At 61.7% G+C, this 14,730-nt stretch carries 17 protein-coding genes, 1 tRNA gene and 2 pseudogenes; 6 read left to right on the top strand and 14 right to left on the bottom strand.

Annotated elements, in window-relative coordinates; genetic code table 11:
- Positions 1-103: 103 nt before the first annotated feature.
- Both CXY72_RS04215 and argS read right to left on the bottom strand, forming a co-directional pair.
- Positions 104-865 (bottom strand): DUF2993 domain-containing protein, encoded by a 762-nt coding sequence (locus tag CXY72_RS04215; RefSeq protein ID WP_104126455.1) that lies wholly within the window; start codon positions 863-865, stop codon positions 104-106.
- Positions 866-867: 2 nt separating this feature from the next.
- Positions 868-2,544 carry an arginine--tRNA ligase gene (argS, locus tag CXY72_RS04210; RefSeq protein WP_104126454.1) on the bottom strand — a complete coding sequence of 559 codons (1,677 nt, stop codon included), beginning with the start codon at positions 2,542-2,544 and terminating at the stop codon, positions 868-870.
- Between the two features lie 41 nt (positions 2,545-2,585).
- Here argS and CXY72_RS04205 point away from each other — a divergent pair, with 41 nt between their 5' ends.
- Together CXY72_RS04205 and CXY72_RS04200 are read left to right on the top strand one after the other, a co-directional pair.
- Positions 2,586-3,278: an iron ABC transporter ATP-binding protein gene (locus CXY72_RS04205; RefSeq protein ID WP_146071048.1), complete on the top strand. Its 693-nt coding sequence runs from the start codon at positions 2,586-2,588 to the stop codon at positions 3,276-3,278.
- A gap of 69 nt (positions 3,279-3,347) precedes the next feature.
- Positions 3,348-3,419: transfer RNA gene (locus tag CXY72_RS04200), tRNA-Arg, on the top strand.
- A gap of 384 nt (positions 3,420-3,803) precedes the next feature.
- On the opposite strand, the gene CXY72_RS04195 is transcribed toward CXY72_RS04200, so the two are convergent.
- The 5 genes and pseudogenes from CXY72_RS04195 to CXY72_RS04175 form a co-directional block, all read right to left on the bottom strand.
- On the bottom strand, positions 3,804-4,028 hold the full coding sequence (locus CXY72_RS04195) for a hypothetical protein (protein ID WP_146071047.1): 225 nt from the start codon (positions 4,026-4,028) through the stop codon (positions 3,804-3,806).
- 4 nt (positions 4,029-4,032) lie between these two features.
- A pseudogene (locus CXY72_RS20540) lies at positions 4,033-4,230 on the bottom strand (hypothetical protein); the annotation flags it as partial.
- 627 nt (positions 4,231-4,857) lie between these two features.
- Positions 4,858-5,232: a rhodanese-like domain-containing protein gene (locus CXY72_RS04185; RefSeq protein ID WP_104126450.1), complete on the bottom strand. Its 375-nt coding sequence runs from the start codon at positions 5,230-5,232 to the stop codon at positions 4,858-4,860.
- Positions 5,229-5,786 carry a hypothetical protein gene (locus CXY72_RS04180; protein ID WP_104126449.1) on the bottom strand — a complete coding sequence of 186 codons (558 nt, stop codon included), beginning with the start codon at positions 5,784-5,786 and terminating at the stop codon, positions 5,229-5,231. Before CXY72_RS04180 ends, CXY72_RS04185 begins: the two co-directional genes overlap by 4 nt.
- Positions 5,752-6,312, bottom strand: a complete 561-nt coding sequence (locus CXY72_RS04175; RefSeq protein ID WP_199183952.1) for a hypothetical protein — start codon at positions 6,310-6,312, stop codon at positions 5,752-5,754. The genes CXY72_RS04180 and CXY72_RS04175 overlap by 35 nt, the downstream gene beginning before the upstream one ends.
- Before the next feature lie 129 nt (positions 6,313-6,441).
- On the opposite strand from CXY72_RS04175, the gene CXY72_RS04170 reads away from it, so the two are divergent.
- Positions 6,442-6,732, top strand: coding sequence for a metal-sensitive transcriptional regulator (locus CXY72_RS04170; protein ID WP_104126448.1), 291 nt, complete (start codon positions 6,442-6,444; stop codon positions 6,730-6,732).
- A 6-nt stretch (positions 6,733-6,738) separates the two neighbouring features.
- On the opposite strand, the gene CXY72_RS04165 is transcribed toward CXY72_RS04170, so the two are convergent.
- From CXY72_RS04165 to CXY72_RS04155, 3 genes are all read right to left on the bottom strand, one after another.
- A complete protein-coding gene (locus tag CXY72_RS04165; protein ID WP_104126447.1) occupies positions 6,739-7,512 on the bottom strand; it encodes a sulfite exporter TauE/SafE family protein in 774 nt (257 codons plus the stop codon).
- Positions 7,509-8,069: a rhodanese-like domain-containing protein gene (locus CXY72_RS04160; RefSeq protein WP_255409252.1), complete on the bottom strand. Its 561-nt coding sequence runs from the start codon at positions 8,067-8,069 to the stop codon at positions 7,509-7,511. The genes CXY72_RS04165 and CXY72_RS04160 overlap by 4 nt, the downstream gene beginning before the upstream one ends.
- Positions 8,070-8,246: 177 nt before the next feature.
- Positions 8,247-9,623: a rhodanese-like domain-containing protein gene (locus CXY72_RS04155; protein ID WP_104126445.1), complete on the bottom strand. Its 1,377-nt coding sequence runs from the start codon at positions 9,621-9,623 to the stop codon at positions 8,247-8,249.
- A 124-nt stretch (positions 9,624-9,747) separates the two neighbouring features.
- On the opposite strand from CXY72_RS04155, the gene CXY72_RS04150 reads away from it, so the two are divergent.
- Positions 9,748-10,104 carry a co-chaperone YbbN gene (locus CXY72_RS04150; RefSeq protein WP_104126444.1) on the top strand — a complete coding sequence of 119 codons (357 nt, stop codon included), beginning with the start codon at positions 9,748-9,750 and terminating at the stop codon, positions 10,102-10,104.
- Between the two features lie 635 nt (positions 10,105-10,739).
- Here CXY72_RS04150 and CXY72_RS04145 read toward each other — a convergent pair.
- Positions 10,740-11,162: a DUF302 domain-containing protein gene (locus tag CXY72_RS04145; protein WP_104126443.1), complete on the bottom strand. Its 423-nt coding sequence runs from the start codon at positions 11,160-11,162 to the stop codon at positions 10,740-10,742.
- A 46-nt stretch (positions 11,163-11,208) separates the two neighbouring features.
- Entirely contained in the window at positions 11,209-11,679 is a 471-nt protein-coding gene (locus tag CXY72_RS04140; protein WP_233197651.1) for a multicopper oxidase domain-containing protein, read from the bottom strand.
- 59 nt (positions 11,680-11,738) lie between these two features.
- On the opposite strand from CXY72_RS04140, the pseudogene CXY72_RS19980 reads away from it, so the two are divergent.
- A pseudogene (locus CXY72_RS19980) lies at positions 11,739-11,858 on the top strand (recombinase family protein); the annotation flags it as partial.
- Positions 11,859-12,055: 197 nt separating this feature from the next.
- Here CXY72_RS19980 and CXY72_RS04130 read toward each other — a convergent pair.
- Positions 12,056-12,217, bottom strand: coding sequence for a methionine/alanine import family NSS transporter small subunit (locus tag CXY72_RS04130; protein ID WP_104126440.1), 162 nt, complete (start codon positions 12,215-12,217; stop codon positions 12,056-12,058).
- Positions 12,214-13,824 carry a sodium-dependent transporter gene (locus tag CXY72_RS04125; protein WP_104126439.1) on the bottom strand — a complete coding sequence of 537 codons (1,611 nt, stop codon included), beginning with the start codon at positions 13,822-13,824 and terminating at the stop codon, positions 12,214-12,216. Before CXY72_RS04125 ends, CXY72_RS04130 begins: the two co-directional genes overlap by 4 nt.
- Before the next feature lie 555 nt (positions 13,825-14,379).
- Here CXY72_RS04125 and CXY72_RS04120 point away from each other — a divergent pair.
- A partial coding sequence (locus CXY72_RS04120; protein ID WP_146071046.1) for a MerR family transcriptional regulator occupies positions 14,380-14,730 on the top strand: 351 nt, incomplete at its 3' end.

The following is a 14,730-nucleotide window of genomic DNA, read 5'->3' as shown; positions in this document are numbered from 1 at the left end:
CAGCGAGCGAACCCGGATTGGTCCCTGAAGCCGGAAAATGGGCCAGCGCGGTAAACGAGCGTGCCTGGCTACGACTCTACCGTCGCGAGTGGCGAGGTTCGAATTAGCCGGCGCAGCTGCCGAGGGTGGTCAGCGACTGCGCGGTGAGCATGAGAGTGCTTGACTCCAGCGTAACGCGTGCCCGCTCGGGCGAAATATCGACGCCACTGAGTTCGACTCCCTCGGGCAGATAACTCGCAACGCAGACCCCGAACGGTGCCTGCTGCAGGATCAGGTTCACGAGGGGTGTCGCGTCGATGTCGCCGACACCGCTCGTCACGGTGGCTTCGGTGGGAGTGAAGTTCAGGGTGTCGCCGGCGGCGCTGGCCGTGGCCGTGGCGCTGTAGCCGACGTTGAACTCGAACAACTTCACCGTGCCGGTGTACGCTACCATGCCGTCACCGAGGGTCATCACAGCGTCGGCGGGCGCGGTACCGGAAGTCCGCACCAACTGATTGAGCGCGTCCTGATCGAGGTCGAGCGTAGCGGTGAGCGAACCGATAGCCTTGGCGGTGTTCGTCGACACATCGTGGGCGATCACGTGAACGGATGCCGGCACTCCGTCGACCGCCAGGTTGGGCGCGGTCAGCTCAATCTCATCGAAGCTGCCGGCGATGAACTGCGCAATGACGGAGGTACCGCCGATGGCGACGGTGATGTCGCCGGTCACGGAAGCGGGCATCCGGTTGCTGATTTCGACTTCGGCGCGGTCCTGCGCGAACGCACGCACACCGCTGTCGATGAGAAAATAAGCCACGACCAGCAGAATCGCGAGTACGCCCACGATGATCAGCGGAACGAGGCCGCGACGCTTGGTTTTTGCCATGATTACATGCGCTCCGGCGCGGTGACGCCGAGCAGTCCCAGGCCGTTGTGGATCACTTGGCCGGTCGCGTCGTTCAGCCACAAACGGGTGCGATGCAGGTCGGTGACCGGTTCTTCACCGAGCGGAATGACGCGACAGTTGTCGTACCAGCGGTGGTAGTAGCCGGCGACTTCCTCGATGTAGCGGGCGACGCGGTGCGGCTCCCGCAGCTGCGCGGCCTGCGCGACGACGCGCGGAAATTCCTGCAGCACGCCCAGCAGGGCGGATTCGCTGTCGTGCACGAGCAGTTCCGGGGCGAAGACGGAGCGTTCGACGCCGCTGGCGGCAGCATTGCTGGCGACCGAGCAGGTGCGTGCGTGGGCGTACTGCACGTAGAAGACGGGGTTGTCGTTGGTGCGTTTGCCCAGCAAGTCCAGGTCGATGTCGAGCTGCGAGTCGCTGTTCGAACGCACCAAAGCGTAGCGGCCGGCATCGACACCGACCGCGTCGACGAGGTCGTCGAGGGTGACGATGGTGCCAGCCCGCTTACTCATGCGCACCGGTTCACCGTCTTTGAGCAAATTGACCATCTGACCGATCAGAATCTGCAGGTTCACGCCAGGCTCATCACCGAAGGCAGAGACCATGGCCATCATGCGACCGACGTAGCCATGGTGGTCGGCGCCGAGCATGATCAGGCACTGGTCGAATCCGCGTTCGCGCTTGTCGAGGTAGTAGCCGAGGTCGCCTGAGATGTACGCGGGCTCGCCATTGGAGCGGATGATCACCCGGTCACGATCATCACCGAAGGTGGTCGTGCGCAGCCAGATCGCGCCGTCCGCTTCGAAGATGTGGCCCTGTTCGCGCAGGCGATCGATGGCGCGGTCGACGGCGCCGGATTCGTGCAGCGAATCCTCATGAAAGTACACGTCGAAGTCCACGCCGAAGCCGTGCAGTTTGTCTTTGATCTCGGTGAACATCAGGTCGACGCCGATCGAGCGAAACACTTCCTGCTGTTCATCGCGGGAAAGAGCTGCGACGTCACCGTCGTACCGGGCGAGTACGTTGGCGGCAATGTCGCCGATATACGCTCCGCCGTAGCCGTCCTCCGGGGTGGGTTCGCCGAGGTAGCTGGCGAGCACGCTGCGGGCGAAGCGGTCGATCTGCGAACCGTGATCGTTGAAGTAATACTCACGGGTCACGTCGGCGCCCTCGGCTGCCAGCACGCGGGCCAGGCTGTCGCCGACCGCGGCCCAGCGCACGCCGCCCATGTGAATGGGGCCGGTGGGGTTGGCCGACACGAATTCGAGGTTGATTTTGAGGCCGTTATACAGGTGTCCGGTGCCGTAGACCGCGCCCTGGTCGACGATGGTTTTGGCGAGCGCACCGGCCGCCGCAGCTTCGAGACGAATGTTGATGAAGCCAGGGCCGGCGATTTCAACGGATAAGACATCCGCCAGCTGTTCCAAACCGGTAGCCAATTCGGCCGCGATTTCACGCGGGTTGGTACCGAGAGGTTTGGCGATCTTCAGCGCGATGCTCGAGGCCCAATCGCCGTGGTCGCGGTTGCGTGGTCGTTCGACAGCCACGTCGGCGAGGGTGAGTCCAAGGTCTACCCCCGCCGTATCAGCCTCGCGTCGGCGTTCGCTGACGACCTGGATGAGGTTGAAAAGGGACTGGGAGAGTTCGGCGGGAGTCACTGCATAATCGTACCGGCCCGTCCTGTTGGTAAGGTCAACGCGTGACTGAAACACGCTTCTACCCCTCTTTTGCTCGTACCGCTGCACGCACCGGCGGAGCGTCCACGCGCCGACGTGCCGGGCTGATGCTTGCCGGCGGAGCACTGTTCGCCCTTCTTTTGGCCGGCTGCAGCGCAGGAGGCGAACCGACACCGGGGAATTCTGCGGTCGCGACGAGCGGGGCATCCGCTGACCCGACGACGAGCGCTGAACCGGCGTCGTCTCCGACTCCGACCCCGACCCCGACCCCGACACCGGAAGCGACCGGCTTTCCGGTCACGCAGATCTGTGGTGACCTTCTCACCCTGCAGGATGTCTACGATTTCAACCCGAATTACGGCTCCGCCCCGGACTATTCGCCGACCGCTGACGGTCTGGCCGCGACCGCCGCAACCCACAACGGCCTGACCTGCGGCTGGTCGAACCAGACCAGCGGCGAGCTCATCGAGGTCTCGGTCGTGGCCCCCAACGATGTATTGATGGCCTCGCTCAAGCAGCAAGCGGACGCCGACAGCCAGGCCGTTCCGACCTACGGCACCCCGCCAACCGTGGACGGCTTCTTCACCTATTCCGGCGGCAGCGGCCAGGCGCAGGTGTTCACCGGAACCTACTGGATCACCCTGAGCACCCCGGCGTTCAGTGAGCCCGGAGACGCTGACGGTCTCCTCTCGGTGATTCTCGCGCACCTCGGGTAGCGGATGCTGGCAGCTCGGGCCGGATGGCTCATCGCAACCGGCCCATGATGCTAACCTTGAACCACCCTGGCCCCCATAGCTCAGGGGATAGAGCACTGCCCTCCGGAGGCAGGGGCGGCAGTTCGAATCTGCCTGGGGGCACATTGGTCACGTGACACGCTAATTCGGACTTCTGCCTGCTGATTCGGACAAAACACCCCGCAAAAGCCTTCCTGCTTTAGCACCATGGTTGATCCGCAGCGTCCCAAGCTGCTGGCGTGCATTGGACCGGTGGGCTCCGCACGCGCTGGGATCGTCAGTACCTGTCAGTTCTCAAGGTAATCACGACTTTAATCATTCATACCGCGCCTGCTTTTTTGTGCCTCCGCAATTTCAAGGATCCCACTGAGCTTCCTGTGGAGACAGGACACAGCTGGCGCGACACTGGTGTGCGAGTATCGTCGGCCGCAGAAACTTCCCCGACCAGCCTGCCTTTTGTCATTCCATACGAGAAGCCATCGGAATTCTTGAAGTCCGATTTCTGCCTTAGGACGCCACTGCGGCGGTCGCTGCGACCCGGTCGAGCACGCTGAGGAGCTGGGTGGCCTGGGCGCCCGTGAACAGTCCGTCGGGGCCCATCGGCGCGTAGCCAGTGAACGGTTCCTCGTAGAGGCGCTCGATCGAAACCGCGCCGCGGGCTGTGAGCTGATAGATAGATGACGAGGTCCACAAAAGCGTGTTGGTTTCCTGTGAGGTTTGCGTCAGCGACAAAAGCGCTCCGGGTGGCAGCGATAGCGGCAGCGCTACGCTCCACGCCCACCACCGGGCGGATCAGCAGCCCGAGACCGTGTGCCTCCTCGGCTCCGCCCGCCAGCTCTGCCGGTGTGAAACCACCCGACTCGGTGAGAATGCGTTCCAGCTCCTGAAGGTCGAGATCGGTGAGCCGGCGGCCAGCGCGCAGCTTGTGCAGCACGACCTGGTCGGCGTGATCGCGCAGGAACGCAAACAGCCTTTCTCAGAACCACTCGCGGTCGATTCCCGGCGTGACGATCTCAGAATTCAGAGGCCGGGATCGAGTCGATTCGAGCCGACCTTCATACCTCAACAGAGAGCGTCCACGCTCGCCGGGGAGCGCTCGATGGTACTGCACTCGTTCCTCTCGGGATCGTGCTCACCGTTGGCCTAGTTCTGCTGCGGAACCCTGACGTACGCAAGGCCTGCTCCAGCGTATTGCATGCTCCTGAGGTGCAGAAGGTCTGCCGGAAGGCGGGCGACGAAACCGCCGCGTCATGGAGTCGGCACGACGGTCCGGCACCCCGTGCCCGAACCTTCCGTCGCTGACCTGCGGGCTCAGCACCAGGATTCACACGCCCTGGACGCCAGATGAGCGGTCCGGACCGGCGATACCTCAACCAGCTCCGATGCCGCTTGCATCTCCAATCAACGTAGCCCCCGCCTACCGTTGCCGGCAAATACAGCGCCGACCAATCGCCGTCATCGCGAACAGCTACGCAGAGTCCGAACCGCTCCTTAGTTCGCCAAGCTGAAGTCCTCAATATACCCCGTATGGTATAATCTTAGTGTTATTTGTGTGTGTAGCTCATTTGTCGACCACGATGGCCAGTCCGATGGCGGCAGACGCGTCTGTGATGCCGTCAGCATCGGTCAGCGTGGTGAATCCGAGGTCGGCCATGCGTGTGACGGCTGCAGCCGATCGGTTTCCGGTGGCGCAGTAGATGATGTAGTCCCCGTCGATCGGCAGCGCCGCGATCAGCGTGTCGAAGTCCGGGGATTGCACGTCAATATTGATGGCGTCCTGAAGGTGTCCACCGACATACTCTGGTGCGGTGCGCACATCGATGATGACCGTACCGGAGGTGACGGCGATGGAGGGCGCCGGCGCGGGGCTCGCGCAGGCGGCCATACTGAGCAGTGCCGCCACCGCGATTGTGATGGCGGTGAGTGTTTTCTTCATGGCTGGGTGTCCTGACGGGTGCGTGACGTGGGTGGCAGAGTGATCGGATCGGGGGCGACTTTCCGGGAGCGTGGGAACAAGGGCGTGCAGGTGGCGCAGACCTCACCCTCAGTGGACCCTGACGATTCGTTGCGGGTGGTGGCTCGGCGTTCGCTGGCCAGTCGCTCGCGCAGGGCCCAGATCAAGAGGGTGAGGGCGGCAGCGGCCAGGACCGGCCGAGCAGTACCGCTCACGACCGGGTCGAGAGAGCGTATTTCGGTGGTCAGATAGAGCGCAATTAGGCCCAGCGCCGGCCATCGTGTGTCACAGAGAGTTGCGTCGGCACCGATAGCCGCGCCGATATAGCTGGCAACGATCAAGCCGATCAAGCTCGCTCCGAGGGCAGTGACCGCGACTGTCCCCCACAGCGCGATACCTGCGCCGCCCGCACTCGGCACGTAGCCGATGGAGAGAACTATCAAGACGACTACGGCGACGGCGGTTGCGATGAGCCAGCGGCGCGGGGTCCAGGTTCGAAGGTCAGTGAACAGGGACGGGAACTTCGGCCGCAGCATCGGCCCGAGCAGGCAGCCGACATGAATATTCTCGAGTCATGCGCGCGTACAGAGCCCAGATCAATAAAACAATGGACGCGGCGGCCAGATACGGCTGGACGGGCTCGAAGAATTGCATTGCCCCGGTTGTCCCCAGAGCGAGAAGAACCAATTTGTTGCAGACGGGGCACCCCACCGCGAAGAACGTCACCAGCCAGCCGGCCATGCCAGCACGGCCCGCTGCTCTACTGGATGTAGCGCCGTCCGGGTGCGCCACGTAGGTGGCAGTGACCAGACCCGCTAAAACCGCGCTGAGGCTGAGCACCGGCCACGACCACACGGTTGGCGGGATCTCTCTCGAAAACAATGGCGTGTCAATCAAGTCCGTCGGGATGGCGATGAAGACCACCGCAAATAGTGCTGTAGCCACGGCAACCCACCAGCGACATGAGGGCCAGTGACACAGGTCCGCGCCGAGCCCGGCCAGCTTGCCGCGCCAAGGAGTCCGCCGTGATGATTCGTCTCTGCTGGTGCGCTGGTCACGCATTTGAGTAGCCTCATTTACTTTTCATTGTGAACCGCTTGCTGCCATTTTCGAGGATACTTATACCCTAAGGGGTATTATGATCTTAGACAAAACCAGCCGCGCATCCGCTTATCACAGGAGCACACACCCATGGGAATTACCGCACTTGCGACCCACGCCAGCGACGATCTGCGCAAGACCCTCAATCGGCTCAAGCGCGCGCAGGGGCAGCTTGGTGCCGTCATCACCGCCGTTGAGTCTGGCGCCGATTGCCGTGCCGTGGTCACCCAGCTGGCTGCCGTCTCGAGCGCCATTGACCGGGCGGGATTCACTATCATCTCGTCGGCGATGAAAGAGTGTCTCATTGATGACGACGCGAATGGAAAAACCAACAAGCTCAGCGTCGATGAGCTCGAGAAGCTTTTTCTCTCCCTTGCCTGACGCCGCTCACGATAGCCAGCCCGCGACGGCGCGGAGCGCGACGTACACGGCGAGGGTGAGCACGAGGATCGCGAAGCTTGTTTTGAGAATGCGGTCGGGGATCCCTCGACTGAGTCTGCCCGCGATCGCGGATGTCAGCATAGCCGTTCCCGCAAAGGCGCCAGTGACGGCCCAGTCGATCTGCACGTCGCTCACGTGAGCGATGAAGCCGGCGGCCGAATTGATGACGATGATCACGAGGGACGTGCCGATCGTGACGCCCATGGGAAGTCCGAGCACGAGAGCCAGTGCCGGAACGATCAGAAACCCGCCGCCGACGCCGAGCAGCCCGGTCAAAAACCCGACGACGGTGCCCGTGGCCAGCGCACGGGGCAGACAGCTGCGCCACCAGATCCCGCCGCTGGCCGGGACGCAGGGGCCAGTTGCGGCGGGAGTGGCAAAAAACATCCGTACACCGGCGATGGCCATGATCACGCTGAAAGCGACGAGCAGAAGCTGAGGGTCAACCAGTCGATTCACGAGAGCGCCAAGATACGCCGTGGGGATTCCGGCGGCACCGATGATGCCGGCGAGACGCCAGTTCACGCCGGTGCGCAGCCGCGGAAGCACGGCGACCGCCGACGCCGCTCCCACGACGATCAGCGAGGTGGGAATTGCCTCTTCGAGGGGTAACCCGACACCGTAGACCAATGCCGGAACGGCCAAGATTGCCCCGCCCCCGCCGACCAGGCCAAGGAGCGCACCGACGATCACCCCCAGAAGCAGCGAGGCCAGGATCATGCGTGCGGCGCCAGCTGAGCGAGAATCTTACTTTTCGTGGGTTCGGCAACCGGTCGGTTCCAGGGCATCCACGACAGAATTCGGCCGAGCGTGCAGCTGTTGGTGGCGGCCGACACCGTGAGGCCGACGCCAATGACGCCGGCGAGAAGTCGGAACTGCGGATGGATGAACCTTCCGGCCAGCACGCTCGCCAAGACTAGCGATCCGGCCGTCATGCGTACCTGTCGATCCATGGCCCACGTGGAGCGGCCGGTGACGATATCGCCGCCGGCCGCGGCATAGCTCGCCACGCCACCGGCCAACACGCGAGCACCGGTCAGACCAGCTGCGTCAAGTTTTTTCCGCGCTTCCTCCGCGCGTCGACCCGACTGGCACACCAACACAACCCGGGTCGCCATGAGGGGCGCAAACTCTGCAGTGTGTTCTTTGAGCAGGGGCAGAGGCACGTGATGCGAACCCCGGATGTGCTGGGTTTCAAACTCGAAGCCCTCCCTCACATCGATGATCATCAGGTCGTCATGATTGAGAACCCATCGGTGGAACTCGTCTGCCCCGATTGGTGGCGGAGTGGGGCTGATGGTGCGCGTGGTGTTAGAGATGGTGGATCCGTTTCAGTTTGGTGCGGGAGCGTGGCAATGTTGAGCAGTGCTGCGACCTGCCATTCAGGCAGTCCGCCGACGTTCCTGTCTGCCGTGAAGCCAGCATCGGTCAGGTGTTCAGCCGCGGCGTGAGCCTCAGGCTTCCACGGCGTGCTGCGCGGCCCATGCGTTGTAACCGCCGACGAGGTCGGTGACGTTCGAATGGCCAAGGCTGCGCAGGGCACTCGCGGCGACGCTTGAACGCCAGCCGCTGGCACAGTGGATGATCACGGGTCCGGCGGGCACCTCGGCGTGGCGCTCGCTCAGCTCGGCCAAAGGAATGCGCAGCGAGTCTGGGATCGCTCCCTGCTCGACCTCGCCGGGGTTACGAACGTCGAGGATTGTTAGGGCGACGTCCCGGCGCAAAGCCTCGAAGTCCTCAAGCTCGACTCGCGTACCGACCTGTGCCAGTGGGCCGAGGTCGGTGAACGCCTGCGCCGGGTTTGTCAGATATCCGGCGACCCGGTCGAAGCCGATGCGGGCCAGCCGCATTCCGGCCTCGGTTTCGCGGCCGGAGTCGGCGATGATCACGATGCTGTCGTCGTGCTGGATGACCATTCCGGCCGTCTCGGAGAAGCGACCGTCCAGTCCCACGTTGATAGACCCGGCCAGGTGCCCGAGGGCGAAGTCCTCGGGGCCGCGGGTGTCGAGAACGAGGGCTCCGCGTTCAACGAATGTGCGAACATCCGTCAAATTCAGCGGTGCCAGTTCACGGGTGGAACCGATGATTTCGTGCGCGCTGCGGTTGATCATCGCGTCAACGGCGAAATAGCCGGGGATTGCGGGCTGGCCGCTGCGGATCATCGTCATGAAGTCGTCTTCGCTCATGGGCTGCACAGACGCGTTCGTCAGGCGCTGGTTGCCGATAGTGGATTCGAGCTCGTCGGAGAGGTTCTTGCCGCAAGCAGAACCTGCACCGTGCGCGGGGAGAACACGCACCGCATCAGGCAAGGCGAGAAGCGTCGTGTGGATCGACGCATACAGGGCGCGGGCCAGTTGGTCGGGATCGGCGCCGACGGATGCGGCCAGGTCAGGACGGCCCACGTCACCGATGAAGAGGGTATCGCCGGTGAGGACGGCATGGGGCACGGCGTCGCCGGCGTGTTCACGAACGACGATGCTGATGGACTCCCAGGTGTGCCCGGGGGTGTCGAGAATTTCCAGTTCCACTTCACCGAGGGAAATTTTCTCGCCATTGGCCAGGTGACGGATCTCGTACTCCGCCTCGGCGCGGGCACCGTAGCCGATCCAGGCGCCAGTGGCTGCGGCCAACTCAAGGTGACCGGCGACGAAGTCAGCGTGGAAATGCGTGTTGATCACGCCGACGATGGTCAGGTTGTTCGCCTGGGCATCGGCGAGGTAGTCGTCGATGTCGCGGCGAGGGTCCACGACAACGGCTTGACCGCTCGTCTCGTCCCCGACGAGGTACGAACCATGGGACAAGCAGTTGAGGTAATACTGGGTCAAAATCATCGTGGCCTCCAAAGATCGCGCCCACCACGCCGACACGAATAGGGGCGTGTAGTGGGTATGTGCCCCAGTCTCACATATACCCCCTATGGTATGCAATATACCCCAGTGGGTATAGACTGTTTCTATGTCTACCACCGATCTCACCGAGACCACCTTTGACGCGACCATTGCCCAGAGTCCCATCGTGCTGGTTGATTTCTGGGCGGCATGGTGCGGCCCGTGTCGCAGTTTCGCCCCGACATTCACCGCGGCGTCTGAAAAACACCCCGCAATCACTTTCGGGAAAGTTGACACCGAAGCCGAACAAGGATTGGCTGCAGCTGCGGGCATCCGCTCCATCCCCACGCTGATGGCGTTTCGGGACTCCGTGCTCGTCTTTTCCCAGCCGGGTGCCCTCAACGCTGCCAGCTTGGAAGAACTCATTGCCGGCGTCGAAAACCTCAATATGGACGACGTGCGCGCCAGCATCGCCGCCCACTAAAAGCTCCTACCCCATGAGCACATCTCCTCCACCTCCGGCGGCGCCATCCGCTTTCGGTGAGCGCGTGGAGGTCATCGACATTCCCGTCTCCAATGAACGTGCAGTGCACGCCTCACCCTTAATACTCCCTGGGGTATAATCAGTAGTGAAAGTTCACCTCGTCGATTAAAGATCCCTCATGTGTCGTGCCGTAACGTGCGAAGTGTGCCAAAAAACAACATGGGCGGGCTGCGGTCAGCACATTGATCAGGTAATGCGCGGTGTGCCGCGCAACCAACAGTGCGCCGGGCATGTGAAGGAAAAACCGACCGGATCATTCTGGTCCCGGCTGCTCGGACGCTAACGGCGCGATCCGCGCCATCATCTTCTCAGGCTTGCCCGAAGCGCATGCGGCTGGACGCAACGCGATGACCCTGTTTCGATGCTGATTCCTGACGTGTCTGACAGGTAATCCGGCAGCAACCGGTTAGAACGGCGACGGCCTGGAACGCGGGGGCTGCATGTTACCTCGGAGCGGTGCTGGCGCCATAAACCCTGACAGCGCTCTCCACCCACAAGAGCAGCGCCGCTGAGTGTTGCGGTTCACAGATTCAGCGACAAAGTCCTGACCGTGCCTTCGGAGAGCGGATCGCGTGTTACGTGTTGCTGTTTTCTTCTTGTAGAGCGGCTAGCGCGGCGAGAAGGCGTTCATCGGCTTGATCAGCAACGTTCTGTATAGCTGAAGAGTTGCTGAGCTGGACCATGGTTTGTGGGTTCATGGCTTGAACCGTGGTGGTATTCGCTGATGAGCTTCGTCGGATGACGACGTTGCACGGAAGCAGCAAGCCCATGTCTGGCTCTGCGATGAGTGCTTGTTCGGCGAGAGCCGGGTTGCAAGCGCCCAGGATCAGGTAGTCGCCCAGTGTATTCGCGCTTTCCACGCCAAGTTTCGTTTCGAAGGTCGCGTGGACGTCGATTTCGGTAAGAACGCCAAATCCCTGGTTGGCGAGTTCTTCCCGCACTCTGGAGACGGCTTCTTCGTAAGGCAGCGAGACGGTGATGGTGTGTGCGTAGTTCATGGGTTTCTCCTAATCCATTTTCGTGAATTGATGGTTGCAGCCAGTGTCAGTTGGCAGTGATGACTCCCATCATTCCGCTGTCTTCGTGATCAAGGATGTGACAGTGGTACACGGTACGTCCATTGAAGTCATCACAGGCGATACGCACGCGCATGGAGCTGCGTGCCGGGATGGTCACGACATTCTGCCACATGATGGTGTCGACGGGCTGGCCTGACTGCTCGATGATCTGCATCGGCCACACGTGCAGGTGCATGGGGTGATCGAGCGGGCTGGTATTTGTCAGCAACCACTCGTCCACGCTGTCGAATTGCACGGTCGTGTCGACCCGGGTGGCATCGAATACCTGGCCGTTGATCGTGGCCGACATCATGCCCCCACCCATGTCGCCGCCCATATTTCCGTCCATTCCCATCGCGAAGATTAACTCGCGTTCGGCGGTTACGGTGGCCGTCCGTAGGTCACGTGGAATGGGCTGACCGGGTACGGCGGCGGTGGTGGTGGCGTCACCGGCCACGATAAATGTGGCCAGCGCGATGACGTCGGTGGCGGTGAAGCTTGCGAGTCACAGTCTCACTTCGATCGCGCGGTGCTGGCCTTCGCGTACTGAACCTCGGCGGTGGCGACGTCGATACGGCGACATCAATGGGGTCCATGCTGTTCACGATCTTGGCGGCGCTCGGGCAGATGAAACACGGGGACGCCGGCACTGCGTCGTCGCTCCCGGAAAATCTACTGCTCGCAGCAGACGTCGCGCGAGCGCGCATCCTCAAGCCCGTGCAAAGGTGCCCCGCTCCGGGCAGCAGGGCATGCTCAGGACCTATCCGCGAACAGCCGATCTGACGAACCGACACAGCCGCGGGCGAATCGACGTCACTCTGTGGGTCACGAACTTATCGTACTGGCGTCACGGATGCGCCGTCGTGCAAAACGGCGTCGGCTTCCTCGTCGTCGATCGCTTCAGGATGCCGCTTGAGATTGAGCAGGGCCAACCCCAGCCCTCCCCATACGGCCAACAGAGCGATGATCATCATGACGATCGCGGAGGCACTCATGGGTTCTTCCTTTCCCCGGCTACGGATCCTGATGCGGCGGTTTCGGGTAGGCCGGTTTCGCCACCCTTGGTCTTATCCGTGGCGGATTTACTCGCATCGAGCTCGGCGTCCAGGATCGGTTCATGGACATTTTTCTCATAAGCGGCGGATCGATGGCTCCACGGAATCTTCGAGAGCAGGTAGGCGATCAGTACCAAGGCAATCACCATGCCCCAGCCGAAGACGCCGACAAACCAGGTTGGCAAACCGCCGTAGCCCTCGCTGATCCTGGTGGTGAGGGTGTCGATCAGGATGTAACCCAGAACCACCGGAGTCACACCGCCGATGAAAATCTGCCAATTGCGGCCCAGCTTAACCGAGGACGTTGCATTGATGTGTTCGCGCAGCCGGGGAAGTGCGCTGAACCCAGCAGACATGGCCACCACGGCCACCAGTGCTACGGCTACAATTCCGAAGCTATTGACAAAGGCATCGGTCACATCGAGCAGGTTCAGGCCCGTCGTCGTTGGAAACAGCAGGATCGATATCAGGGCCATAGGGATGCCGACGACCAGCGCTGCCTTTACCCGCAGCCAGTCTAACTTGTCCTGAACGGCGGCAATGATGACTTCGACGATACTGATCAGCGACGTTAGACCGGCGAACACAAGCGAACCGAAGAACAGCACTCCCAACAGAACGCCCGCCGGCGCCTGCGCAATGATGGTCGGGAACGCAATGAATGCCAGACCGATACCGCTGACAGCGACTTCGTCCACACCAACCCCGCTCGATGCCGCCATGAATCCCAAGGCAGCGAAGACCCCGATGCCGGCCAGCAGCTCGAAGCCGGAATTGGCGAAGCCGACGACGAACCCGGAACCGGTCAGATCAGTTTTCCGCCGCAGGTAGGAGGAATACGTGATCATGATCCCGAAGGCCACCGACAGCGAGAAGAAGATCTGGCCATAGGCAGCCACCCAGATAGAACTGTCACCGAGCCGGGTCCAGTCCGGCGTGAAGAACGCGTCCAGTCCGGTCCAGGCACCCTCAAGGAACAGCGCTTGGACGACCAGAATGAGGAACATGATCAACAGCAACGGCATGAACACGATGGAGGATCGGGCAATCCCCTTTTGCACGCCCATAGCCAGGATGGCGATAACCACGCCCCACACGAGAATCAGCGGAATGAGCACGGAGGGCACGAAGTCGAAGCCCAGGTTCACCTGATCGCTGACCTGGAGGAACTCGCCGGTAAAGAAACCCGCGGCGTCCTCGCCCCAAGCGGTGGTGAAGGAGAATATGAAGTACATGCCGGCCCAGGCAATGATCACCGCGTAGTACACGGCAATGACGAAACAGATTCCTACTTGCCACCAGCCAATGGCTTCTGCTTTGGGATGCAGTCTCCGCATTGCCAGCGGAGGCGACCCACGGAATCGGTGCCCGATAGCATAATCGAGGAAAAGTAGCGGTATTCCGGCAGTGAGCAAGGCGACCAGGTACGGGATAATGAACGCCCCGCCACCGTTTTCGTAGGCAACGTAGGGGAAGCGCCAGATATTGCCCAGTCCCACGGCGGACCCGATGGCGGCAAGAATGAATACTCTCCGCCCGGACCACATTTCACGTTGTGGCCGCGCGCTCACGGTCGAGGGCGGATGTTGTGTCTTTCCCGTTGTACGCACAATTATAATCCTCGCAGCAGATGCTCTTGGTGGGTAGCCGTATTCACGGTATTCCAGCCGCAGAAATCATGTCAAGACGCTCGGCTAGATTGGTTCGTAGAATTATTCGAAAGAGAGCCTCATATAAGTTGACATCTTCCGGATTGGACCACCGGAAACGGTGATCGTGATTTCCGGCGGTGCGTCCAAGGTTTCGCTGTCAGGTCCATCGTGCACGCATCGAGAGTGGTTCCCGCTCCTGGAAGACTCCGGTCGTCCTTCACCCGGACTGAGTCGGCGATCTGTCCAGTGATTATTGGAGGTTTTCGTGCCGCTTGCTGGCGTAGCGATGAGTGTGAATGAAACTCGGTTGTCATTTCTGTTGGCCGCTGACGCTGCCGTTGAATTACTCGCTGAAGAGCGCACGTTTTGCTCATGCCTATTTCCACTAACTCTACTCTTACGTTAGAGTAGAGATGTACGATTATTCCCGTACGAGACGAGGTGGCATTCATGCTTATCGGTGAGTTCGCCGAACGGACTGGGCTCTCCCAGCGCACCGTGCGGCACTACGACGAGATCCACATTTTGCAGGCGTCAGGGCGCAGCGATTCCGGCTATCGGCTTTATGCCCCGGCCGACCTCGACCGGGCACGCATCATCCGCAGCCTCCGAGCATTGTCTCTCACCCATTCGGAAATCAAGGATGCTCTGGCGACACTGGATCTGGTCGACTCCGACCCGGACGCGACGGTGTCAACAATCCGGCGCGATCTCGCCATCCTGATCAGCGATATCGAAGCGCGTGAATGCTCACTGCGCGAACAGGTTCGCGTAGCCAGCGGGTTCATCGACCTGCTGCGG

Origin of the sequence: Cryobacterium sp. Y57, from assembly GCF_002929505.1 — a bacterium.
In the GTDB taxonomy this organism is placed as follows: Bacteria; Actinomycetota; Actinomycetes; order Actinomycetales; family Microbacteriaceae; genus Cryobacterium.
The sequence above is the reverse complement of the archived record's forward strand: the minus strand, read 5'-3'. Positions and strand labels throughout refer to the sequence as shown.

Bases quoted from the DNA above. Each gene is read 5' to 3' on its own strand.
- CXY72_RS04175 (WP_199183952.1), bottom strand. From the start codon at position 6,312: ATGCGTGACCAGCGCACCAGCAGAGACGAATCATCACGGCGGACTCCT.
- CXY72_RS04170 (WP_104126448.1), top strand. From the start codon at position 6,442: ATGGGAATTACCGCACTTGCGACCCACGCCAGCGACGATCTGCGCAAG.
- CXY72_RS04215 (WP_104126455.1), bottom strand. From the start codon at position 865: ATGGCAAAAACCAAGCGTCGCGGCCTCGTTCCGCTGATCATCGTGGGC.
- CXY72_RS04125 (WP_104126439.1), bottom strand. From the start codon at position 13,824: ATGTGGTCCGGGCGGAGAGTATTCATTCTTGCCGCCATCGGGTCCGCC.
- CXY72_RS04165 (WP_104126447.1), bottom strand. From the start codon at position 7,512: ATGATCCTGGCCTCGCTGCTTCTGGGGGTGATCGTCGGTGCGCTCCTT.
- CXY72_RS04150 (WP_104126444.1), top strand. From the start codon at position 9,748: ATGTCTACCACCGATCTCACCGAGACCACCTTTGACGCGACCATTGCC.
- CXY72_RS04185 (WP_104126450.1), bottom strand. From the start codon at position 5,232: ATGAAGAAAACACTCACCGCCATCACAATCGCGGTGGCGGCACTGCTC.
- CXY72_RS04180 (WP_104126449.1), bottom strand. From the start codon at position 5,786: ATGCTGCGGCCGAAGTTCCCGTCCCTGTTCACTGACCTTCGAACCTGG.
- CXY72_RS04130 (WP_104126440.1), bottom strand. From the start codon at position 12,217: ATGAGTGCCTCCGCGATCGTCATGATGATCATCGCTCTGTTGGCCGTA.
- CXY72_RS04155 (WP_104126445.1), bottom strand. From the start codon at position 9,623: ATGATTTTGACCCAGTATTACCTCAACTGCTTGTCCCATGGTTCGTAC.
- CXY72_RS04145 (WP_104126443.1), bottom strand. From the start codon at position 11,162: ATGAACTACGCACACACCATCACCGTCTCGCTGCCTTACGAAGAAGCC.